At 58.6% G+C, this 22,109-nt stretch carries 20 protein-coding genes and 1 tRNA gene; 3 read left to right on the top strand and 18 right to left on the bottom strand.

The genetic code is table 11. The annotated features are described in order from the left end of the window. Positions 1-82 precede the first annotated feature (82 nt). The 5 genes from OZX73_RS07725 to OZX73_RS07745 all read right to left on the bottom strand — a co-directional run bounded on the left by OZX73_RS07725 (position 83) and on the right by OZX73_RS07745 (position 6,879). Positions 83-1,465, bottom strand: a complete 1,383-nt coding sequence (locus OZX73_RS07725) for a homoserine dehydrogenase (RefSeq protein ID WP_277149093.1) — start codon at positions 1,463-1,465, stop codon at positions 83-85. Between the two features lie 95 nt (positions 1,466-1,560). Next, complete coding sequence (locus tag OZX73_RS07730) at positions 1,561-3,177, bottom strand: diaminopimelate decarboxylase (RefSeq protein WP_277149095.1); 1,617 nt, start codon at positions 3,175-3,177, stop codon at positions 1,561-1,563. A 172-nt stretch (positions 3,178-3,349) separates the two neighbouring features. Further along, entirely contained in the window at positions 3,350-3,760 is a 411-nt protein-coding gene (locus tag OZX73_RS07735; RefSeq protein WP_277149097.1) for a GNAT family N-acetyltransferase, read from the bottom strand. Between the two features lie 110 nt (positions 3,761-3,870). Beyond that, complete coding sequence (gene argS, locus OZX73_RS07740; protein ID WP_277149100.1) at positions 3,871-5,781, bottom strand: arginine--tRNA ligase; 1,911 nt, start codon at positions 5,779-5,781, stop codon at positions 3,871-3,873. Between the two features lie 252 nt (positions 5,782-6,033). Further along, positions 6,034-6,879, bottom strand: a complete 846-nt coding sequence (locus tag OZX73_RS07745; RefSeq protein ID WP_277149101.1) for a DUF3800 domain-containing protein — start codon at positions 6,877-6,879, stop codon at positions 6,034-6,036. A 121-nt stretch (positions 6,880-7,000) separates the two neighbouring features. Between OZX73_RS07745 and OZX73_RS07750 the strand changes: the two genes are divergently transcribed. After that, positions 7,001-7,198: a hypothetical protein gene (locus OZX73_RS07750; RefSeq protein WP_277149103.1), complete on the top strand. Its 198-nt coding sequence runs from the start codon at positions 7,001-7,003 to the stop codon at positions 7,196-7,198. Positions 7,199-7,373: 175 nt separating this feature from the next. Here OZX73_RS07750 and OZX73_RS07755 read toward each other — a convergent pair. After that, positions 7,374-7,447, bottom strand: a tRNA-Arg gene (locus OZX73_RS07755). A gap of 282 nt (positions 7,448-7,729) precedes the next feature. On the opposite strand from OZX73_RS07755, the gene OZX73_RS07760 reads away from it, so the two are divergent. Next, positions 7,730-8,356 carry a hypothetical protein gene (locus OZX73_RS07760; RefSeq protein ID WP_277149105.1) on the top strand — a complete coding sequence of 209 codons (627 nt, stop codon included), beginning with the start codon at positions 7,730-7,732 and terminating at the stop codon, positions 8,354-8,356. A 157-nt stretch (positions 8,357-8,513) separates the two neighbouring features. Here the strand turns inward: OZX73_RS07760 and OZX73_RS07765 are convergent, their stop codons facing one another. The 3 genes from OZX73_RS07765 to OZX73_RS07775 form a co-directional block, all read right to left on the bottom strand. Further along, complete coding sequence (locus OZX73_RS07765) at positions 8,514-9,485, bottom strand: tetratricopeptide repeat protein (RefSeq protein WP_277149107.1); 972 nt, start codon at positions 9,483-9,485, stop codon at positions 8,514-8,516. Between the two features lie 130 nt (positions 9,486-9,615). After that, positions 9,616-10,623 carry a hypothetical protein gene (locus OZX73_RS07770; protein WP_277149109.1) on the bottom strand — a complete coding sequence of 336 codons (1,008 nt, stop codon included), beginning with the start codon at positions 10,621-10,623 and terminating at the stop codon, positions 9,616-9,618. Then, on the bottom strand, positions 10,620-12,275 hold the full coding sequence (locus OZX73_RS07775; RefSeq protein ID WP_277149111.1) for a hypothetical protein: 1,656 nt from the start codon (positions 12,273-12,275) through the stop codon (positions 10,620-10,622). Before OZX73_RS07775 ends, OZX73_RS07770 begins: the two co-directional genes overlap by 4 nt. 115 nt (positions 12,276-12,390) lie before the next feature. Between OZX73_RS07775 and OZX73_RS07780 the strand changes: the two genes are divergently transcribed. Then, positions 12,391-13,368: an FKBP-type peptidyl-prolyl cis-trans isomerase gene (locus OZX73_RS07780; protein WP_277149113.1), complete on the top strand. Its 978-nt coding sequence runs from the start codon at positions 12,391-12,393 to the stop codon at positions 13,366-13,368. Positions 13,369-13,454: 86 nt separating this feature from the next. Here OZX73_RS07780 and nucS read toward each other — a convergent pair whose 3' ends face one another. The 9 genes from nucS to atpB form a co-directional block, all read right to left on the bottom strand. Further along, on the bottom strand, positions 13,455-14,252 hold the full coding sequence (gene nucS / locus OZX73_RS07785) for an endonuclease NucS (protein ID WP_277149115.1): 798 nt from the start codon (positions 14,250-14,252) through the stop codon (positions 13,455-13,457). 183 nt (positions 14,253-14,435) lie between these two features. Further along, entirely contained in the window at positions 14,436-14,720 is a 285-nt protein-coding gene (locus tag OZX73_RS07790; RefSeq protein WP_277149118.1) for a F0F1 ATP synthase subunit epsilon, read from the bottom strand. Then, a complete protein-coding gene (gene atpD, locus OZX73_RS07795; RefSeq protein WP_277149120.1) occupies positions 14,720-16,213 on the bottom strand; it encodes a F0F1 ATP synthase subunit beta in 1,494 nt (497 codons plus the stop codon). The genes OZX73_RS07790 and atpD overlap by 1 nt, the downstream gene beginning before the upstream one ends. 8 nt (positions 16,214-16,221) lie before the next feature. Beyond that, the gene (locus OZX73_RS07800; RefSeq protein ID WP_277149122.1) at positions 16,222-17,211 is read right to left on the bottom strand and encodes a F0F1 ATP synthase subunit gamma; all 990 of its coding nucleotides are present in this window, start codon (positions 17,209-17,211) and stop codon (positions 16,222-16,224) included. Positions 17,212-17,214: 3 nt separating this feature from the next. Further along, positions 17,215-18,843 carry a F0F1 ATP synthase subunit alpha gene (gene atpA, locus OZX73_RS07805; protein WP_277149124.1) on the bottom strand — a complete coding sequence of 543 codons (1,629 nt, stop codon included), beginning with the start codon at positions 18,841-18,843 and terminating at the stop codon, positions 17,215-17,217. Positions 18,844-18,924: 81 nt separating this feature from the next. Further along, positions 18,925-19,752, bottom strand: coding sequence for a F0F1 ATP synthase subunit delta (locus OZX73_RS07810; protein ID WP_277149126.1), 828 nt, complete (start codon positions 19,750-19,752; stop codon positions 18,925-18,927). 82 nt (positions 19,753-19,834) lie between these two features. Next, positions 19,835-20,365, bottom strand: coding sequence for a F0F1 ATP synthase subunit B (locus OZX73_RS07815; RefSeq protein WP_277149128.1), 531 nt, complete (start codon positions 20,363-20,365; stop codon positions 19,835-19,837). A 73-nt stretch (positions 20,366-20,438) separates the two neighbouring features. After that, positions 20,439-20,669, bottom strand: coding sequence for an ATP synthase F0 subunit C (gene atpE, locus OZX73_RS07820; protein ID WP_277149130.1), 231 nt, complete (start codon positions 20,667-20,669; stop codon positions 20,439-20,441). 132 nt (positions 20,670-20,801) lie between these two features. Then, positions 20,802-21,617 carry a F0F1 ATP synthase subunit A gene (atpB, locus tag OZX73_RS07825; protein ID WP_277149132.1) on the bottom strand — a complete coding sequence of 272 codons (816 nt, stop codon included), beginning with the start codon at positions 21,615-21,617 and terminating at the stop codon, positions 20,802-20,804. Between the last annotated feature and the right edge of the window lie 492 nt (positions 21,618-22,109).

The raw sequence follows: 22,109 nt of genomic DNA on the forward strand, positions 1-22,109 counted from the left end.
CATTCACACAACCGTTGAGGGCTGTGCTATACCGATACGTCTTGGTAGCAACAGCATAACGCAGACTTGAGGAAACCGGACCTTACATCTCGCGTAGGATCGAGGGATCGCCGATGACGAAATCGAACTTGCAGACGTCATCGACCGTCTCACGCAGCGTGTTCTCGTTGCACTGGTGCGTCACCACACGCAGGGTCTGCAACTCACCCGAATAACCCGGATCGTGCGGCGTAGGCCTCAAATCCTGGTTGATGCCGTTGATGGAAATGCCATGGTCGGCGAAGACCTTGGAGATCGCGGCGAGGATGCCGGGTCGGTCGCAGACGCGGAAACGCACAGCGAATTCGGCGCTTGACGCGCTCAATGGGGCCTTGGGCAGGTTCCGGTACATCGAGATCTGCGGGCCCGTGCCGCCCTGGACGATATGGCGCGCGACGGTGACGATGTCGCCCAAAACCGCGGAGGCCGTGGGAGCGCCGCCGGCGCCGCGGCCGTAGAACATGAGGTCGTCGGCTTCATTGGCGTGGACGAACGCGGCGTTGAAGCTGCCGTGGACGCTGGCCAGCGGATGGTCGTCGGGTATCAGCGCCGGATAGACGCGCGCGGAGACGCCGTCCTCGTCGTTGCTCACCACGGCGAGCAGCTTGATGACCTTGTGCTCAGCCTTGGCCAGGGCGATGTCGTCGGCGGTGATACTTGTAATACCTTCCATGGTGACATCATCAATGCTCACCGGGGTATGGAACGCGAGGGAGGCGACGATGGCCGCCTTGTTGGCCGCGTCCTCACCTTCGATGTCGCCGGTCGGGTCCGCCTCGGCGTAGCCCTTGGCCTGCGCATCCTTCAACGCAATGTTGAAATCGAGGCCTTTGGTGGTCATCTCATCAAGAATGTAGTTGGTAGTGCCGTTGAGCACACCCAAGACGCTGGTGACCTTGTCGCCCACCAGAGACTCGCGCAAGGGACGAATCAGCGGAATCGCGCCGCCCACGGCCGCCTCGAAGTAGATGTCGACGCCGTCTTCCTCGGCGGTGCGATAGATCTCCGGACCATATTTCGCCAGCAGCGCCTTGTTGGCAGTGACCACGGAAGCGCCGCTGTCGAGCGCCTTCAAGACAAGGCTGCGAGCGGGCTCGAGGCCGCCGATGAGCTCGACCAAGATGTCGCTGTGGGTGGCGACGTATTTGCTGTCGGTGGTCAGAAGCGATTTGTCGATCCACGGGGCGTTGACCTCTTCAGGGTGGAGGCAGGCGATGCCAGAAATCTCCAGCGGCTGGCCGATACGCTGCTGCAAATCGTCTTTTTGCTCGGTCAGTATCCTGGCGACCTGGGAGCCAACGGTGCCCACACCCAACAGACCCACGCGGATCGGAGTCGTGCTGTTGTGGATGCCTTTGCGCGGCGTCTCCACATCATCGCTTCGACCATCCGCCTGCTGCCGCGACAAACCTTCCAGCTGACCCATGTCACTCCCCGCTCTCATCGCTTTTACTGCACCGCTTTATATAGACGTACCAATCCTAGAAAATGAATCCGACAGATAACGAAAGCCGGATATCGTCAGCTCACATCGAGGGCGAGCAGGTCATCGATGGTCTGGCGACGGAGCATCAGATGCGCGTCCTTGTCGCTCACGGCGACCACCGCCGGAATCAACGCCTGGTTGTAGTTGCTGGCCATCGTGCGACCATAGGCACCGGTGACGGGGACGGCGAGGATGTCGCCACGTTTGAGGTCGCTCGGCAGTCGGCATTCTTTCACGAGGATGTCGCCGGATTCGCAGTGCATACCGACCACGCGGGCGAGCATGGAGTCCTTGAGATCGCCGTTTTCGTCTTTCTCGCCGCCGCAATCGCGATTGGCCAGCATCGCTGTGTAATCCGCGCCGTAGAGCGCCGGACGGATGTTGTCGCTCATGCCGCCGTCGACCGAGACATAAGTTCGTTCGTCAATCGGGTTGCCGGCCTCGTCTTTCGTGCCCTTCGGCAACGCGACGTGCTTGATGGTGCCGACGCGGTAGAGGGTGACGCCTGCGGGGGCGACGATCCAGCGGCCGGGCTCGAAGGAGATGACCGGGGCAGGCATGCCGAGCGCCTTGTTGATCGAGGTGACGGCCGACGCCAAGCGACCGAGCTCCACGTCGATGTCCATGGAATCCTCGGCATCGGTGTAGGCCACGGAATAGCCGCCGCCCAAATCGACTTCGGGCATCGTGTAGGCATCGGTGGCGTAGAAGGTCTTGCGCAGGAGCATCATGCGCCGCGCGGCTTCGATGAACGCGTTGGCGTCGTGTATCTGCGAGCCGATATGGGAATGGATGCCGACCAGCTCGAGGTCTTCCTGGCGCTTGTAGATGTCTTTGAGCACTGCGAGCGCTGGTCCGTCGGCCACGGCGTTCATGGCTTCGGCAAGCGCGCGTTCCTCGTCGGAGACCTTGACATGGCTGGTATCGTAGGGATATTTGACGGAGTAATCGAGCTTTGGCTTGTACGGAGTATTCACCGGCGCTGAGGCTGACGAGGCAGAACCACTGGCAGTTGTATTGTTCGGCTTGTTTTGGTCATTGCCGAGTTTGCCGAGAATATCAAGCATTTCCGGACCGACGCCGGCTGGCAGCAGCGGGACGCCGAATTTCTGGTCCTCGTGGGCGGTGGAGATGTATTCGTGGCCACCGGCGTGGATGCCAGAGGTGACACGCAACATGACGCGGGCGCGTTTGCCCAGGCGATGGGCGATGGCGGCGATGCGGGCGGGTTCGTCGGGCGAATCGACGACGATCTTCGAGAAGCCTTCCTTGATGGCCAGCTCGATCTCCTCGTCGGACTTGTTGTTGCCGTGCAGCACCAGCCTGCGTCCGGGAGCACCAGCGGCGAGCGCGATCTTGATCTCCCCCATCGAACAGGTGTCGACGTGCATGCCGGCCTGTGTGACGATGCGGACGATCTCCTTGGAAAGGAAGGCTTTGCCAGCGAAGCTGACGTGGGTGGTGTTGGTATTGAAGGCCTTGGCGGCGGAACGCACGAACTTTTGCGCACGGTTGCGCACTTCGTCGGTGTCAATCAGATAAAGCGGCGAACCGAACTCGCCCAGCAACGACTCGGCACTGTGACCATGGAATGTCAGTTCGCCGTTGCTATTGAACGCCGTCGCTTCCGGCCAAATCGGAGTGATGCCCATATCCGCCTCTTCTATTCGTGTGTCACATATTTTTGCTGTACATAACGATAGCGAATCGGCGTGAAAATGCAGGAATCATCTCACCTTGACGACTTATTTGCAGTAATCGCACAAGAAATCCCCTAAAGGGAATGCGATATATAAGGCAAATGCGAAAGCACAGTGAAAACATTCACCCGTTGCAAATCTGCATGGCGACGCCATCCGGCATGATCTCGAACCCATGCTTTTGATAAAACGCCGCGTTCTTGCTTTCCTCGGGCATGACTTCGATATAGAAATAATCGGCATAGCGCTGCTTGACCATCTCAACCATATGGCCGGCGATGCCCCGGCCTTGGTATTCGGGGTCAACCAGTACGTAATGCATATATGCCATCATCGAGGTGTCATCCAGAACGCGCACCAGTCCGACGAGCCTACTGCCGTCCCACGCGGAAAAGACCGTGGAAGAACCCATCAAGGCCTTATACAAACGTTCCGGGTACTTTCCGGAAACCCAACCGACGGAAAGGAAGAGACGCTCGACCTGATCCTGCGTGAAATGCTTTTCATCCGTGAATTTGAAGCCTTCGTTGGCCATTTTCTCTCCTTTGCTTCACTCTCTTCGTATTGAGCCTACCCAACACATACAAAAATCGGCCGCGTCGTTCCACAATGGAAAACGCGACCGATTCGTTATATATTCTTCTCTTACATCTTGTCGGGGGCGGTGACACCAAGCATTGCCAAGCCAGAGGCGATAACGCGCTGGACGGCATCGTTCAACTGCAGACGGGCTGCAGCGCGGGCCGGCTCCGGATTTTTGGCAACGCGCAAAGCCTCAAGCTTGGCAGCGTTTTTTTCGCGGGCTTCGAGATCGGTCAGATCCATCGGCACCACGCGTTCGAGGTTGTACCACTTGTGGTAGGTGCCCGCGAGCGCCTCGAGATAATGCGCAATCTTGTGCGGAGCGCGCAGGTCACCGGCGTCCGAGACGACGGACGGCCACTGGGCCAAAGCGCCGAGCACTTCGCCATCGGCAGGAGTGTCGAGCAGCGACAGATCAGCGGCATTCGCATCGATCTTCGCGGCTTCGGCGTTGCGGTCGACGTTGCAGCTGCGGGCATGCGCGTACTGAACGTAATACACTGGGTTCTCGTTGGTGTGCGAGGCAAGCACGTCGAGGTCGATGTCGACGCTGGTGTTGTAGTCGGTACGGGCGAGCGAGTAACGCGCTGCATCCACGCCCACGGCCTCGACCAGATCATCGATGGTGACGACGTTGCCGGCGCGCTTGGACATGCGCACGGCCTTGCCGTCCTTCATCACATTGACCAGTTGGCCGATAAGGATCTGCATGTTCTCGCCTGGTTTGTCGCCGAAGGCGGCGCACATCGCCATCATGCGGCCGATGTAGCCATGGTGGTCGGCGCCGAGCATGTAAATGGCGATGTCGGCAGGAGCGGAAGGCTTGCCATTACGGTGACGCTTGTTGTAGTAGTAGGCGATATCGGCTGCAAAGTAGGCATACTCGCCGTTGGACTTGATGATGACGCGGTCCTTGTCGTCGCCGTGCTTGGTGGAGGCGAACCAAGTGGCCCCATCCTTCTCATAGATGTCGCCCTGCTCGCGAAGCTTGGCGATGGCTTCCTTCACGGCACCGTCTTTATACAGGCTGTTCTCGTGGAACCATACGTCGAAGTTGACACGGAAATCCTTCATGGACTGCTGGATTTCAGCGAACATCATCGGCACCGCGCGCTTGCGGAACTCCTCGCGCTGCTCGGAATCCCCCTCGCCAAGAGGCTTGCCATCTTTATCGAGACCACCATCGACGCGCGGCAGGTTCAAAACATCGACACCGTCGGCCTTGGCCTCGGCGATGACGCGGTCGGCGATTTCGTTGATATACGTTCCCTTGTAACCATCAGACGGGGTTTCCTCACCGTGGGCCGCCGCGACGAGCGACTTGGCGAAGCGGTTGATCTGCTCGCCGTGGTCATTGAAGTAATACTCGCGCACAACCTTGGCGCCGTTGGCTTCGAGCACACGGGCCATCGAGTCGCCGGTCGCCGCCCAGCGCACGCCGCCGATGTGGATCGGACCGGTCGGGTTGGCCGAAACGAATTCGAGGTTGAGCGTCTTGCCACCCAAATGGTCGTTCAGGCCGAACTTGGTGGAATGAACGGTTTTCGCTTCAGTCCCAGTTCCAGCAGCTTCGGTAGCGCTGTCCTTGCCTTTCCAGACCTCCACACCTTTATCGACAGGCTCAACCTCAACAGCCTGATCGAGAATCTGCGAGACCACGGCAGCCGCAGAAGCGGAATCAAGCGTGATATTGATGAATCCAGGACCGGCCACCTCGACAGAGGCGATGCCATCGGCATCCCGCAACTTCGCCGCAAACGCCTCAGCCAGATCGCGTGGCTTCATACCGGCCTTCTTGGCCAGTTGCATCGCTACGTTCGACGACCAGTCGCCATGTGCGCGGTCCTTCGGCCGCATCACCGCCATCTTTTCAATCGGCGGAATCAGTTCAACAGTCAGTTCGCCGGCATCCCCCGCCGAAACCAACTCGTGTGCAATATCAGAAATAAGTTCACTCAACGCTTCAGGATTCATGTTCCACAGTCTAGCGTGTCTAGTGAACCAATCGAGCCCCAACCAAACGGCTGGAGCCCAATCTATAGTATCGCGGTTTTTCAACCGGCTACTTGTATTGTAAACCAAGATAACGAACAAAAGTCGTGCCAATCAAAAACTTGCCTTCTTTTTGCATGACATTGTTGACTTTGCTCAGCGAACTCCTGTATAATGAAATCACGATGAGCTTAGGTAAGAATTACCTTTGATTGTTGTCCCGCTCGGGGATTCTTATTGAATCCCCGAAGCTAATTCTGGTAGCAAATATTGAAACTTCCCCTCTGACAAATAAGAGATGCCAGATGTTCTATGCAAAACCGGGATTAAAATCTGCGCTATTTTCAATACTTCTCTATCTCCTTTTGAAACCATATTTTCCCTGTTTAACCGTGCGGCCCTATTGAGTATAAACAATGCTGTATCAATGGCCTGCAAACCAAAATGAGCCTTAGAATCCTCCCAATGAAATGGGAAATTTATCTTATCTAGCGGAGAAGAAATATAGCCTTCTGCCATACTCATTGTTTTATATTGCAATAAACGGCCTTCCTGAGCCGCCGGATCTCCAACTTTATCGGCTACAACCTCAATTTGTTTTATATTTTCCGTTTCCGCATAATAATTGACACGTTCAAGACAAAATTGCAACGCAAACGCATGAGGATTATAAGAACGCATTCCATATCTAAGAACGAGCTGTCGCTTATGTATTCCACGAACGAATAATTTCGCCCCACTACCAGCAATCGCTCTCATCAATGCTTTGTAGATAGCGACCGATGCACGGTGCTTACCTTTTAAAGGTTTCCAATCCTCTTTATATTGAAACATGCACTGCCCGTGAAATTCCGCATCAAGGGCAATGCCAAATTGTTGGTTTACCCTTTGAAGGATACTCACAAACGCATTATTTATATATGAAAGCTGCGCTTCGTCGACTAACAGACAGCCTATGTAATAAATGCCGTAACCTGAAGGCTCAGGGTTACCGACCCCATGAGGAGATTCTGATTCATCAATGAACGCGTAGTACATATCTATATCATACTGTACAAAAACATACAGCCGGGGAGCCATGACACTCCCCGGTTCGCATTATGAAATCGTTTATATTACGCCCTCCGCTAGGCGACCTGCCCATGAACAGGTCTACGGGAATAACGACTCTACGAGTCGATTCGCCCATTCCCTGGACTAGATGCCTTCCTACGTGGCCGCCATCGACAGCGGTATAAAGCATCACGACGGAAAATTCCACTTTGCAAAGCGTTCGCACGATGTTTACCACCATCAACAAAGCGCTTCCTTTACAATCTATCAGATAAAAAGAACTGCCGCAAGACAATTTTTGACTGTTCGCGTCGTACTTGAGGCACAAAACAAGGCAAAGGAATAAAGTATACTGAAAACTTTTTGATATTTGACGAATAGTTTAAAGTATACTGAAAACTTTTCGGAATCTAGCGGATAGTTTTAAGTACAGTGAAAACTATTTTATTCGTAGTTCACTGCGGTGTAGCAATTAATAATTCCCTGGGATTTTTAAGATCACAACGGCATCGCTGAATTTGTGGGCCCAACGGGATTCGAACCCGCGACCTTTCGCTCCGGAGGCGAACGCTCTATCCAGCTGAGCTACGGACCCAAACAACTTCTACAGCATAGCACCGCAACCGACCAACGGCGTGGCTTCGAGGCATTGGCTTGGCTGCTGGGCTTCCGGACGCATCCCGGGCTTTGGCGACATCCTTGTAAACCGCCAAACGGCAATGACTCGTCGGCCAAGACCGCATTGTTTTTCGTTGCCATACAAAATCATATCCATAACAGACGCTTGGAAATGAGCATTCTTGCGCATTTTGCCGTTCCGAATCGCATATATGCATAAGTAAGTGCGCAACGCCGCCATTTCGTCTAGACTTGGGTTATGGCTCCTGAAATGAACGATTTCGAATTCGACCGGCGGTTCTTCTGCCGGCACATGCCCGAGGAACTGGACGACGGCAGCGCGCCGACGCTCATCGTGCAAAGCTATTACGTTCACTCCGACAATTACGCGTTACGTGTACGGCTCATCAGCCGGAAAATCCGCATCGAGATGAACGCCGGCACCGACGCGATGGCGGTGCTCGACCAATACCGTGACGATTTCACCGAGGCGTCCGTCGCCATCAAGGGCCCGTCCGTAGGCGGAACCCGTTACGAGGCGCGGCGTGCCATCGACGCCAACATCGCGGCGGAGCTTATCAAGCGCGGCGGCGAAGTCATCATCAAGAACCGCTTCACGGCGTGGATCGGCGAGGACGGCTGGGACATCGACGTGTTCGGCGGATCCAACGCACCGCTCGTGGTGGCCGAGGCCAAACGCTCAAGGCCGTTGACGAACCTCATCATCCCCGACTTCTGCGTCACCGAGATCACTGACCAGACTCGTTTCTCCAACGATGGGTTGGCCGGCAAACCGTTCGGCACCTGGAGCGCGGACTTCGATTGCGAGCTGGCCGAACAAGGCCCCCACTTCGAGCAGATCTACGGCCGCAACCGGCACGAATGAATACCCCCGATGCATCTTTTCTAGCGGCAACGTTGCAAAGATGCGATTTGCAAATATCTAAGAGTAAAACAAACGGCACGATTCCGGTTGCAGGATTTGATTCTGCAGGGGAATTGTGCCGTTTGTATTATGCAATAAAAATTAGAGTTTGAATATATCAGTACATCAGCGTGGAGAGGCGGCGACGGGCGGCCTTGAGGCGTGGATCGTCGGGCTCGGGGATGACGAAGTACTCGAGCAAGCGCTTGCGCACCGGCTCCAAGTCGGCCTTGTGGCCGGCGGCGAGGAAATCAAGCAGGCGCGAGAACGCGTCCTCGATCTGGCCACCGATCATATCGACATCGGCGACGGCGAGCTGCGCATCAACATCATCAGGATGCTCGGCCGCGGCGGCGCGGACCTCGCGCACGTCGGCGTTGCCGGAACGGGCCAGCAACAAGGCCTTGGAACGCTCGCGCGCGGCCAGGGTATCGTTCGGATTGGCTTCAAGCACTTGAGCGTATGCCTCGGCGGCACCGGCATAGTCGCCGTCGGCCGCAAGCTGGTGGGCCTGCTGGTGCTCTGGCGGAACCTGCTCGGCCGCGTCCGATCCCTCGCCTGCTGCGGCGTCGGCATCCGGGTCGCCGGAATACGGCGCGGTACCGGTGACACCGGCCTGCTGAGCCAGTTGCACGATCTGCGGCAACAGGGTATCCGTAATCTGCGTCAATTCCTCGGCGCTCGGCAGACCCTCGAGAATCGGCATCGGCCGTCCGCCGATAAGCGCGAACAACGCGGGCGCCCCTTTGATCTGGAAGGCCTGGGCGATGCCGGGCTCAGCGTTGATGTCGACGCGAGCGAGCTGCACCTGTCCCTTCATACCATTGACGGCGTCCCCGAGTGTCTTGGCCATGGCGAACAGGCGGTCGTCGGTGGGAATCCACAGCAACAGCACCACGGGATAGGTGGCGGAGGTCTGCAGAACCGCCTGGAACGTGGATTCGGTGACGTCGATGACATAGCCACCGGCGCTCGGCGCACCACCGGCCTGTCCAGGTTCGGCCTGCACCTGATGCTTAATCGAGCTCAAATCGACCGCGCCAGCCAATGAGATACCCGGATTGGTCTGTGAATTGTTTGCTGCTGCCAAAAGTGCCTTCTTTCCACCTGCGTCTTTGCGACACAAAACTCGCTATCTACCCGATACCGTATATGACAATGTCTAATCTACCTGTTTCCCGACCCAGCACGGCGGCGCTTTGCCTGATGGCGGACCAGCTCTACAGCGCCTCGACCTTGATTGGCTGGCGTTCGGCGCCCACGGCGACGGCCTTCTTGCCTGATTTGGCCGGCGGCACGTAGAACGCGACCACATTGACGTAGGTGACCTTCATGGTCCCCGTGGCCTTGCCCTGGCCGAACAGGGCACGCTCGGCGTCACTGGCCGGCTGGGACTCGCGCCCTTCGCCGGCGGTGCGGGTCCATTCGGAATCGATCTGGGCGATGACCAGGTCGCCGCCGTCAGTGGAGCGCATGACCGCGATCTGGTCCTTGACGGGGGTGAACGTCTGGATCTGCGTGCCATGGTTGCGTTCCATGCCCTGCTGGACGGTCTGGGAGAGCTTGGTCAGGTCGTCGCGGAAGTAATCGCTCGCGAAATCGTTGAAATACTTGCTCTGTTGGCCCTTGACCAGCACGTCGGCATAGTCGTCGACGGTCTGCTTGGGCGAAAGCAACAACCCTGAGTCATCGGCGCTGCCCATGCTCGACCCAATCGAGGGGATGGCGAATTGCGGCAACTTGGCGCCTTGGAAAAGCCTCACCACACCCCACAGCTTGTAGTTGCTGCGCGGGCTTTGCTGCGTCAACACCAGCAGGCGCTTGGACTGCTGGTCCTGCGTGGTGGTCGTGATCGAGAAGATCGAACGCGGCCAGCCGGACTGGGTGGGGATGATCGTCTGGGCGATGTCCTTGGGAATGGTGGCCTTGGGGTCGAGGTTGCCGGTGGCTTGGGCGATCGCCAGTTCGCTGGTACGCACCTGAAGGGCCGGGCCGGTGACACGTTCGCCAAGCCCGTCCGGGCTCTTGGCTTTGTCGGCGGCATCAAGCGCGGAAAGCGTCGCGCCACGTATCTTCTTTTCCTGAGCTTCGGTGATGTCAGGGGTCTGCACCGATGATTGGCTGCCCTGCGGCTGGGGGGCTTGGTCTCCGCACGCGGCGGCGCCGATGAGGGTGGTCGCGGCCAATGCCGCAGCCGTCAACGTTCTCAGCAGTTTCTTGCCATTCATGCGTTCATCCCTCCCTTGTCGTCTTGCGGCTCGTCGCCAACGTCGTCTGATGACCTATCCGTTTCTGCGTCCGTCGTCTGGCCTTCATCCGTTTCATCCGTGGTCTTGTCTTCGCCGTCCTGCACGGAATCGTTGTCGGTCTCCGTGTCCTCCTGCGAGAACCGAGCGAAGTACGCGCGCAACTCATCGGGTGTGATGACGCCGGTCTCGTCCTCGGTATGGCCTTCGTCAATCATGGCGTCGGCGCTCGAAGTCCGTCTGCCCTCGCCGTCCCCATTCGCGGCATGGACGTCATCCGGCGTTCTGGACGATTCATCCAGCGATACGGCGACGGGAGCCGGCACGGGCGCGACGTTTTTCTCGCCGTCCTCGGAAGGACGGCTATGCCTGCCGACCTGCGTCTCCTGGTCACCATTGGATTCGGGTTCCTGCTCGGCCTTGCCACGGTGGCGACCAAAACCGTTGCCCGCCCCGCCATCTTCTTTAGGGTTCGTGGATTCATCGCCATCGTCGCGCATCTGCATATCCGCCACGAGATTGCGCCGGGTCGGATCGATGATGCTTGGGATTGACGGAGTCTCGTCATCGGCGTCGCCGCCAGCGTTGGCTGGCATGCTGCCAGTGGAGGCAGCCACGTTATCATCGCCATTTGTTCCAATATCCGCGTCGGATGCGCCGGACGTATCCGCAGAAGCGACCTTGTGCGAGGGCCGGTGGTTGTGGCTGGTATGCGCGATACTGGTGCGCAGCACGGCAATGCTGCCGGTCATCGCCTCCGAAATGGAGACCTCCTCGGCCTTCGCCGCCTCGCGCTTCTCACGACGGGCCTCGCGTTTGCGTTTGACCGACTCGTTGGCCGAGATGGCGAACAACGTAATCGACAATACCGTGAGCAAGACGCAGACCCCAGCCGCGATGAAGAACGGCAAGGCGTGGTTCGGCACCTTGTCGCGCACCCAATGCATGGTGATCGTCAGCTTGGGTTGCGTGGCTTTCTTGCCAGATTCCTTGGTATCGGATTGACTGGCGTCATCAGACTTATCGGCCCCGGCGGCAGAGCTGGCATCAGACGCGGATTTCGCCGAAGAGACCCCGGTATCGATGACCACGACCTGATCGGCCTTGACGTCGTTCAAGGTCATCGGAATCGTCCCGTTGCCGCAGCTGACGGACGTCCACATATCCGAATCCTTGAACGCCACCTCGTCGCCTGCGGCCCCGGCCGAGGCGAGCTTCTGCCCTTTGGCGGTTTTATTGGTAAGCGTCTTCCATTTGTGCAGGCCGGTGATGCGTGTATAGCTCTGCCCGGCCAGCCAACCCATGGCGTCCTTGGAGCTGCCCTGCGCGACGCAGGTCTTGGGGGCGGATTTGCCGGCGTTCTTGCGGTTTTCCGTGGTTCCCACCTTGACGTTCACCGTCTTGCCCAGAAGATTGAGCACGCCTGGATCGGTGACCACATATCGTGTTCCGGAGATCGAAGTGTCCGCGGTGACTTCGCTGGCGGGCTTCCAAATGGTCGCGTTCAACGCGCCCAACACGATGAACAGCACCGCCAGAAGACCGAAAATGGGCGCGACGACTCCACGCATGATGGTCGCATGCTTCGTGGGTTTGGCGTTGGGTTTACGCTGTTCGTCTTGTGTTGAAGTCATATTGACATATATTCTACAAGGTGTATCCGATAGAAAGCTGGGAATCCGCACGAAAGCTCTCCCATCCTAAGCGAATCCGGGCATAAATCAAGGTTCGGGGCTAAGGTGGTGAACCATGCATAACAACAATCTTTCACGGCGGTTCGGCCGCGCCCTCGCGGCGGCATGCGCCATCGCCTTGTCATTCGGTTTGGCGGCCTGCGGGTCGGGCAAGAGCGACAATTCCGGCAAATCCGCCGATTCCTCGAACGGCATCCAGATGGCGGGCGTCAAGGCCACCGGAGAACCCGGCAAGAAGCCGAAGATCACCTTCCACACCCCGATGAGCGTGGTCAACAGCTCATACGCGGTGCTGCAGAAAGGCAACGGAGCGACCATCAAGAAGAACAACCACGTCTGCGTGCAGGCCGTGGCGCTCAACGCCAAGGACGGCAGCGAGATGATGAGCACCTGGGAGAAGAACACCCCGGACTGCTCGATGGTGATGAATGAGCAGGGCATCAACAAAACGTATTACGATGTGCTCAAGAGCCAGAAGATCAACTCGACCGTGGCATTCGGCATCAACGACAAGAACAACGCCAAGACGTCGTACATCATGGCGCTCACCCTGGTCTCGCAATCCAAGCCGATCACCCGCGCCGAGGGCGACAAGGTCACCGACGTGCCGGCGAACCTGCCCAAGGTGACGCTTGGGAAAAATGGCGCGCCGTCCATTGACTTCAACGGCTACAAGCCCGGCAACGACCTCGTGGTCCAGCCGCTTATCAAAGGCAAGGGCAAGAAAGTGGCCGAGACCGACACCATCGACGCGCATTACACCGGCTGGGTGATGGGCCAGGATGGCAAGCCCTCGAAGTTCGATTCCTCATGGGACAAGGGCAAGGTCGCGAACTTCCCGCTGCAGAATGTCGTCGCGGGCTGGAAGCAAGGCCTAGCCGGCCAGACGGTCGGCTCACAAGTGCTGTTGGTCATTCCGCCGGCTTTGGGCTATGGCAACCAGGCACAGGCCAAGATTCCCGCCAACTCGACACTCTACTTCGTGGTCGATATCCTCTACGATTACGGCGAGACGCAACAATCCGGCCAGTGAGAAGGCTTGGAAGGCTGAGTTTTTCTAGCTGATAGGAAAATCCCGGACACCACTTCAATGTGGGTCCGGGATTTTTCATATCCGTTTCAGAACAGGCGCAGACTGTCGTCGTCGGTGCCCTTCATGTCCTCGTAGTCGAGGATGAGGCACTCGAAACCGCGCTCGGTCGCCAGGACGCGGGCCTGCGGGGTGATGGTCTGGGCGGCGAACATGCCACGGACGGGAGCGAGCAGCGGGTCCTTGTTGAGGAGCTTCACATAGCGGGTGAGCTGTTCGACGCCATCGATGCCGCCATGCCGCTTGATCTCGATGGCGACATGCTGGCCGTTGCCGTCGATGGCCATGATGTCGACCGGGCCGACAGGAGTCGGGTATTCGCGGCGCACGAGCTTCGCGCCCTTGCCGATGCGTTCTATCTGCTGGGCCAAATAATACTGGAGATGGTCTTCGACGCCATCTTTGACGAGACCCGGGTCCTCTCCCAAATCGTAGGTCTCATCGGAATAGACGTGCTGCACCGTCACCTCGAGGACGTCGGTCGACTTCTGCGCGGCCACACGGAACACTTTCTCCGGCACCGCCTCGGCACCCGCGTCGATATCGGTTTTGGCGGAATCCTCCGCAACGACGTCCCCTTCCGGATCCACCGACACCTCGGTTTCCTCTTTCTGGCTTACCGACACCATGCCATCGCCTTGTTCGGGCGTGACTTCCCTGATGGTGCAGGGCGCGGCCATCCAGTTGAGGGGCTTGTAGGAACCGAGTTCGGAGAAGATCAAGAGGCTCTGGTCGGCTTTGATCATCAGCACACGTTTGGCCATGGGCAACGAGGCGTTGAGCCTTCCGGAATAGACGGCGGAGCAGTCAGCAACAATAATTCGCACCCTGCTACTTTATCCGGGCCTCTGGGCGAGACTTCAAAACACGGCTCATCATTAATCTGCCATCGTCATATTTTGTCATACAGTTGAACACGCAACACACGATATATAGCAAAAGTGGAGACACCGATACGTTCGGTATCTCCACTCATTTGACGAAAGATGCCAACGACTGCGGCTATTCGGCTACTGCGTCACACTCTTCTTGACGTCATCGCCGGTTTCGGCGGCGACCGTCAGCGAGTTGGAATCGAACGACGCGAAGCCGTCGGAAACCTCGAAGCTGTGGCGGTTGCCGTCGACGTCCACGGCCGAGACGATGCCCTTGTCGATGACGGTCATCATCGGCTCATGGTCAGGAAGAATGCCCATGCCGCCCTCGCTCGCGGGGACGGTGACGGACTTCGCCTCGCCGACCCACAACGGACGCTCGGCGCAGACGATATTCACCTTCATCGTGGAGTCAGCCATCACGCATATTCCTTCTGCATGTCGTGCCACTTGTGCTCAAGGTCGTCGATGCCGCCGATGCCGTTGAACGCCTGTTCCGGCACCTCGTCGTAATCGCCGTCGCAGATGCGCTTGAACGCCTCGACGGTCTCATCGGCCTTGACATAGGAGCCTTCCAAGCCGGTGAATTTCTTCGCGACATAGAAGTTCTGGCCCAGGAACTGCTGGATCTTGCGGGCGCGGTTGACGGTGGTCTTGTCTTCCTCGCCGAGCTCATCGATGCCGATCAGGGCGATGATGTCCTGGAGCTCCTTGTTGCGCTGCAGAATCGCCTTGACGCGGTTCGCGGTGTCGTAATGCTCCTGGCCCACGTAGCGCGGATCGAGGATTCGCGAGGTGGACGCCAGCGGGTCGACGGCCGGGTAGATGCCCTGGGAGGCGATGTCACGAGAAAGCTCGGTGGTCGCGTCCAAATGGGCGAAGGTCGTGGCCGGGGCCGGGTCGGTGTAGTCGTCGGCGGGCACGTAGATGGCCTGCAACGAGGTGATCGAGTGGCCACGGGTCGAGGTGATGCGCTCCTGCAGAGAGCCCATCTCGTCGGCCAGGTTCGGCTGGTAGCCCACGGCGGACGGCATACGGCCGAGCAGCGTGGAGACCTCGGAACCCGCCTGCGTGAAGCGGAAGATGTTGTCGATGAAGAGCAACACGTCCTGGTTCTCGACGTCGCGGAAGTACTCGGCCATGGTCAGGGCCGTCAGCGGCACGCGAAGACGCGTCCCCGGGGGCTCATCCATCTGGCCGAAGACCAGCGCGGTTTTCTCCAAGACTCCCGCGTCGCCCATCTCGCCGATCAGGTCGTTGCCCTCACGGGTACGCTCGCCGACGCCGGCGAACACGGAGACGCCGCCGTGGTTCTGCGCCACGCGCTGGATCATCTCCTGGATCAGCACGGTCTTGCCGACGCCTGCGCCGCCGAAGAGGCCGATCTTGCCGCCCTCGACGTACGGGGTCAACAAATCAATGACCTTGATGCCCGTCTCGAACATCTTGGTGCGGCTTTCGAGCTGGTCGAAGGCCGGCGGATTGCGGTGGATGGACCAACGTTCCTTGATCTCGATATGCTCATCGGGCTTCTTGTTGAGAATGTTGCCCGTGACATCGAACACATGTCCCTTGGTCACGTCGCCGACCGGCACCTCGATGGGGCCGCCCGTGTCGGTGACAGCGGCGCCACGCACGAGGCCATCGGTAGGCTTCAATGCGACGGCGCGCACCGTGGAATCGCCGATCTGCTGCTCGACCTCAAGGGTGATCTCCTTGACGGTCTCGCCTTCGGTGTTGCCCACGTTGTTGATCTTGACTTTCAGGGCATTGTAGATGTCGGGCAGGTGCCCCGCCGGAAACTCGGCGTCGATCACCGAACCCTGGACGCGTGTGATGCGTCCGGCATTCAGGTCGATCGCTGGATCGGCGGAAGTCGCGCTGGACTGAGCCGTTGACTCGTTCTGTGCCATAAGCGTTCCTACTCTTCCTCTTTGTTCAGCGCATCCGCGCTGCTGATTATCTCAGTAAGTTCCTGGGTGATCGAGGCCTGGCGCGAGGCGTTGAGCTGTCGCGTAAGCGAATCGATCAGGTTGTTGGCGTTGTCGGTCGCGGTGTGCATGGCGTTCTGCCGGCTTGCCGTCTCGGAGGCGGCCGCGGTCAGCAGGCATTCATGGATGCGGGCCTGCACGTACTTCGGCAGGATCGCGTCGAGCACCTTGCGGATGTTCGGCTCGAAGTAATACAACGGCGCCGCGCTGCCGACCTTCGCCGAGGCGGTCACGTCGTTGACGTCATCCGGGGACTCGCCAGCGGCGGCCTCGGAATCCTCATCGACGTGCTTTTCGATGACGGGTTTGCCGTCATCATGCTTCTTGATCACTTCGACCGGCAGCATGCGCAGCACGCGCACCTTCTGCACCACCATGTTCACGAATTCCGTGAAGACGATATACAGCTCGGAGACACCGCCCTGCGCGGCCGGCTTCATGTAGTCGGCAAGCAGCAGGTCCGAGATCTCCTTGGCGACCTCGGTGCCCGGCTGATCGCTGTTGCCTTCCCACGTCGCCGCAATCTTGCGGTTGCGGTAGCGATAGTACGAGACGCCGCGACGGCCGTAGACATAGAGCAGAGGCTCCTTGCCCGCCTTGTCAAGACGCGCGAGCAGCGATTCCGTCTCGCGGATGATCGACGAGGTATAGGCGCCGGCCATGCCACGGTCCGACGTCAAGGCCAGGACGGCGACCCTGGGGTTGCGCTCCCGGGACTTGACGATCGGATGGTCGATATCGGTATGCTCGGCCAGCGACTGCACGGCATCGAAAATCGCGTCGCTGTATGGCTTCGCGTTCAACGCCACGGTACGGGCCTTGGCGATGTGCGAAGAAGCGATCATCTCCTGCGCGTTGAAGATCTTGCCCAACGACGTGGTGGAGGCGATACGTGATTTCAATCCGAGTTGCGAAGCCATGGGTTACTTGTCCCCCGCCACAATCTTTTCCTGCTCGATCTTCGTCGGCGTGGTGGCGACCGGCTTCTTGATGACCAACGGCTTGCCGCCCTTGGTCACGTAGTTGCCGCGGTATTCCTCGACAGCCGCGTCCAAAGCCTTCTCCGTCTCGTCGGTGAAATCACCGGTGTCGCGGATGGTCTTCATGATGTCGGTGTTGTGCTCGACATAATCCAGCAGGCCATGCTCGAAGGGCAGCACGTCGGCGATGTCCAGATCGTCGAGCTTGCCGTGGGTGCCGGCCCACACGGAGACGACCTCCTGCTCCATCGAATACGGGGAGAACTGGGGCTGCTTCAAAAGCTCGGTCAGACGTGCGCCACGGGTGAGCTGCGCCTTGGAAGCCGCATCCAAATCGGAGGCGAACATCGCGAAGGACTGCAACGAGCGGTACTGCGCCAGCGAGATCTTCAACGTGCCGGAGACCTTCTTCAGCGCCTTGCTCTGGGCCGCGCCACCGACGCGGGACACGGAGATACCGACGTCCACTGCGGGACGCTGGTTGGCGTTGAACAGATCGGACTGCAGGAAGATCTGGCCGTCGGTGATCGAGATGACGTTCGTCGGGATGTAGGCGGACACGTCGTTCGCCTTCGTCTCCACGATCGGCAGGCCGGTCATCGAGCCGCCACCAAGGTCATCGGAGAGCTTGGCGCAGCGTTCGAGCAAACGGGAGTGCAGATAGAACACGTCTCCCGGGTAGGCCTCACGCCCCGGCGGGCGACGCAGCAACAGGGAAATCGAACGGTAGGCCTCGGCCTGCTTCGACAGATCGTCGAAGACGATGAGGACGTGCTTGCCGTGATACATCCAGTGCTGGCCGATGGCCGAACCGGTGTAGGGGGCGATGTACTTGAAGCCTGCGGAATCGGAAGCCGGGCTGGCCACGATCGTGGTGTACTCCATGGCACCGGCCTCTTCAAGGCTCTGGCGCACAGAGGCGATGGTGGAGCCCTTCTGGCCGATGGCCACGTAGATGCAACGCACCTGCTTCTTCGGGTCGCCACTCTCCCAGTTCTGCTTCTGGTTCAGGATCGCGTCGATCGCGATGGCCGTCTTGCCGGTCTGGCGGTCGCCGATGATGAGCTGGCGCTGACCACGGCCGATCGGTGTCATCGCGTCGATGGCCTTCAATCCCGTGGAAAGCGGCTCGTCGACGGGATGACGATGCATCACATCGGGGGCCTGCGCCTCGAGAATCCTTCGGCCTTCGCTTTTGATCTCACCCAAGCCATCGATCGGTTTGCCCAGAGGGTCAACCGTACGCCCGAGATAGCCGTCGCCGACCGGCACGGAAAGCACTTCTCCGGTGCGCCGCACCTCCTGGCCTTCCTCGACACCTGCGAAGTCGCCGAGGATAACCACGCCGATCTCACGGGGATCAAGGTTGAAAGCCAGGCCGAGCGTGCCGTCCTCGAAGGTCAGCAGCTCGTTGGCCATGCAACCAGGCAGTCCCGTTACATGCGCGATGCCATCGCCGGCCGTCGCGACATAGCCCACCTCTTGGGTGGGAGTGTCGCTGGGCTTGTACGAATCGACGAAATCGTCGAGGGCCTTTCGCACATTCGCAGGATCAATGGTAAGTTCTGCCATGATCACTCCTTATTGATTAATTTGTTGACTGTAAGTCTTGTACGGCACTTTGCGGTGCCTTGTTCTCGTTGCGCGCCTCAGTCACATCTGGGTGGCGACCTTGCGCTTGAGCTGGGAAAGCTGGGCCTCGACGGTGTTGTCCATCACGTCCGCCCCGATCTGCACGCGCATGCCGCCGATGACGGAGGGGTCGACCGACGAGTTGATGTGCACCGGACGCCCGAGCTTGGCCGAGTAGATCGCGACCAGTCGCTTGATCTGCGGCTTGGTCAACGGCGTGGCCGTGGTGACGGTGACCATCGACTCACCCATGTGGCGGGTGAACTTGGCGATCAGCCATTGCACGGTCTCCAGGAAACGGCGGTGACGGGGGTTCGCGGCCACATGCTCCACCAGCCGCATCGTCACCTTGTTGAGCTTGGAGTCGCCGAAGACGGTGTGCAACAGGTCAAGGCGGGCCTTGGCCGGCACGAAGTCATCGGAAAGCTTCGAGCGCAGCACCGACATCTTGAGCAATGCCGAATGGATCTGCGCCAGCTCCACGGAAACCGTGAGCGTGCTGTCGGTCGCGTCGGCGTAATACATCATGGCGTCCACCGCGAAATCCTCGACGGCGTTGGCGATGTCCTTGACCCGGCTCCAATTGCGGGACACCAGATCGGTCAGGATGTCGACCGTCAAAGGATCGGCCTGGCCACCGAGAATGCCCGTGATGAGCTTGACCTTGTCGGCCGCTGGCCGGGACGGGTCGGTGAGGGAACGCTCCACCTGCGCGTCATGATCAAGCAGATCAGTGACGACGAACAGCTCATCGCCGATGCGCCATGCGCCTGTGCCCTTCTCCCTCAATCGTGGGGCCAGGGAATCACGCGATGTGCGATCGGCGTTCAACGACGCTTCACCTCGCATTGCTCACCTCCATTCGTTGAATAAACACTGTCTTCAATCCACCAACGGTGGCACGACTTTCCGGTAATGTCCGGAAACCGTGTCATTGCCCGTCTTTCGTTTTCTTGTCGAGATCGTCGATCATGTTGTCGAGCATATTGTCCTGCACATCGGCGTCCTGGAGCTTGGAGCCCAGGATCTTGCCGGCAAGCGCCGTGGCCAACGTGCCGACCTGGCTCTTCAAGCTCACCATCGCCTGCTGTTGCTGGGAGGCGATCGAACGCTGGGCGTTCGCGGTGATCTGCTCCGCTTCCTTGTCCGCGCGGGTGTGGGCGTCGGAGATGATCTTCGTCGCCTCGCTGCGTGCGCTGTCGGTGATCTTAGAGGCGTCAACACGGGCGTTGTTGAGCTGGTCCTCATACTTCTTCTTGGCCGCGTCAGCATCGCTCTTGGCCTTTTTGGCCTTGGCTATGTTCCCCTCAATCTTCGCCGAGCGCTCGTCAAAAACCGCCTGGAACTTCGGGAGGATGAACTTGTAGAAGGCCACCGCGATCACTATGAGAATGACCAATGACCACACAATGTCATACGACTTCGGAAGGAACAGTTCGATCCCGCCTGCTGCCTGTGGCATGGGCTTCTCCTTTCTTGCTTACGGTTTCCTTTGCGTATCTACGATTGAAACCTAATGTCTCGATGCGCGCGAACTACTTCGCCATGATGAAGACGACGAAGCCGAGCAGGCCGAGCAGCTCGATCATGGCCAGCGCCACGATCATGAAGGTCTGGATGGTGCCCTTGACCTCAGGCTGGCGAGCCATGCTCTCGAACGCCTTGCCGGCGAGGATGCCCATGCCCAGGGCCGGTCCGAGCACCGCGATGCCGTAGCCGAGGATGTCGATATTGCCCACAACCTGAGCGAGAGTGATGAGACCCATTTTGTTTCCTTTCCTAGGGAATTTCTTCCTTTGGCGGTTCCGAATGTCCGGGACCACAAATTTTCAATGCTAGTTGTTCAATTATAAATTTTCTATTTCCACGTCGTTGGGTATGGCCACGACGCGGCGCGATCAATCCTCTTCGAGAGGATAGCTCTGGCTGATGTACACCGCCGAAAGCGTGGCGAAGACGTAGGCCTGCAGCGCCGCGACGAAGATCTCGAAGCAGACGAAGACCAGGCCGCCGATCAGCCACATGCCGCCGACCAGAGTCATCACCTTGTTGGAGACCTCGATCAGGTAGAACTGGCTGAACGCCAGGCATGTGCCCACCAGAAGATGGCCGGCCAGCATGTTGGCGAAGAGTCGCAGCGTCAGCGAGAACGGACGCACGATGGCGATTTCCAAAAGCTGGATGGGGGCCACGAGGATGTAAAGCGGGGCGGGAACGCCGGTGGGGAAAAGCTCCCCCTTGAGGTATTTCCAAAGACCCTGCTCGCGCGCGGCGGCGATCCAGTACTGCACCCATGTCCACAGCGCGAAGACCAAAGGCGTGGCGATGGTGGCCGTGGCCGCCATGTTCATGCCCGGTATGATGCCGCATAGGTTGAACACGAGGATTGTCAGGAACATCGTGGTGATCATCGGCACGTAACGTTCGCCGCGAACCTTGCCGAGCACCTGATAGACGATGTTGTCTTTGATGAAGTCGAGAAGCCATTCCACCGCACCCTGCCAACGGCCGGGAACGACCTTGGCATGCGCCGCCGTGACACACATGATCGCCAATAGGACAATCGTGGCGACGATTCGAATGAGAATGATGCGATTGATGGCGAAAGGCGTGCCCTGGAAGAGGAGCTCCGGGGGCAGGAAATCGTCGACACCTGGCAGTTCGGGGCCAGCCTTGGCCGCCAACAGCACACTCGTGCCAACAGCTTCGATCATATTCCCTCCCTGATTTCATTCAGGCTTACCAGTCTATTCCATCCAAAAGAAATGAAACCGTTACATTCCGCAACGTGGTGCGGCTCGCGGACGACTCCATTACCTTTTGTTTTGGTCGACCGAAGATAGAGACAGCCATACGAAGCGCGGAGCTCCGACATGGCGATCAACTCCGAACGGCCGCAGACGATTGTACGTCGTTTTCTTGAGGAAATGTAAATTCAACTATATTTAGGCGTGATTTTTGACGGATGAAATGATAATTCGCTCGGTGATTTTTCACTGATGAAAAGCGTGAATGCCAATATTTGCAAGGTGTCACGGCACTCTCAGCGCAGCGGGCGGGTTCTTCCAAATTTCTTTCCGCTTAGCGTTTCGCGGGCCTTGGTAATTGGCACATATCATTGCCATCCATCCATTTATGACACGCATCGGGAGCTGAATCGGCTTGGGGACGTGTCAGCGCGAACCGGAACAGCCCGGCCCACGCGT

Origin of the sequence: Bifidobacterium sp. ESL0775 (assembly GCF_029395475.1) — a bacterium.
Lineage (GTDB): Bacteria > Actinomycetota > Actinomycetes > Actinomycetales > Bifidobacteriaceae > Bifidobacterium.

Bases quoted from the DNA above. Each gene is read 5' to 3' on its own strand.
- OZX73_RS07810 (WP_277149126.1), bottom strand. From the start codon at position 19,752: ATGCGAGGTGAAGCGTCGTTGAACGCCGATCGCACATCGCGTGATTCC.
- OZX73_RS07775 (WP_277149111.1), bottom strand. From the start codon at position 12,275: ATGACTTCAACACAAGACGAACAGCGTAAACCCAACGCCAAACCCACG.
- OZX73_RS07780 (WP_277149113.1), top strand. From the start codon at position 12,391: ATGCATAACAACAATCTTTCACGGCGGTTCGGCCGCGCCCTCGCGGCG.
- atpB (WP_277149132.1), bottom strand. From the start codon at position 21,617: ATGATCGAAGCTGTTGGCACGAGTGTGCTGTTGGCGGCCAAGGCTGGC.
- OZX73_RS07815 (WP_277149128.1), bottom strand. From the start codon at position 20,365: ATGCCACAGGCAGCAGGCGGGATCGAACTGTTCCTTCCGAAGTCGTAT.
- OZX73_RS07745 (WP_277149101.1), bottom strand. From the start codon at position 6,879: ATGGCTCCCCGGCTGTATGTTTTTGTACAGTATGATATAGATATGTAC.
- atpA (WP_277149124.1), bottom strand. From the start codon at position 18,843: ATGGCAGAACTTACCATTGATCCTGCGAATGTGCGAAAGGCCCTCGAC.
- OZX73_RS07790 (WP_277149118.1), bottom strand. From the start codon at position 14,720: ATGGCTGACTCCACGATGAAGGTGAATATCGTCTGCGCCGAGCGTCCG.
- atpE (WP_277149130.1), bottom strand. From the start codon at position 20,669: ATGGGTCTCATCACTCTCGCTCAGGTTGTGGGCAATATCGACATCCTC.
- atpD (WP_277149120.1), bottom strand. From the start codon at position 16,213: ATGGCACAGAACGAGTCAACGGCTCAGTCCAGCGCGACTTCCGCCGAT.
- OZX73_RS07725 (WP_277149093.1), bottom strand. From the start codon at position 1,465: ATGGGTCAGCTGGAAGGTTTGTCGCGGCAGCAGGCGGATGGTCGAAGC.
- argS (WP_277149100.1), bottom strand. From the start codon at position 5,781: ATGAATCCTGAAGCGTTGAGTGAACTTATTTCTGATATTGCACACGAG.
- OZX73_RS07735 (WP_277149097.1), bottom strand. From the start codon at position 3,760: ATGGCCAACGAAGGCTTCAAATTCACGGATGAAAAGCATTTCACGCAG.
- OZX73_RS07750 (WP_277149103.1), top strand. From the start codon at position 7,001: ATGCCTTCCTACGTGGCCGCCATCGACAGCGGTATAAAGCATCACGAC.
- OZX73_RS07760 (WP_277149105.1), top strand. From the start codon at position 7,730: ATGGCTCCTGAAATGAACGATTTCGAATTCGACCGGCGGTTCTTCTGC.
- OZX73_RS07770 (WP_277149109.1), bottom strand. From the start codon at position 10,623: ATGAATGGCAAGAAACTGCTGAGAACGTTGACGGCTGCGGCATTGGCC.
- OZX73_RS07800 (WP_277149122.1), bottom strand. From the start codon at position 17,211: ATGGCTTCGCAACTCGGATTGAAATCACGTATCGCCTCCACCACGTCG.
- OZX73_RS07730 (WP_277149095.1), bottom strand. From the start codon at position 3,177: ATGGGCATCACTCCGATTTGGCCGGAAGCGACGGCGTTCAATAGCAAC.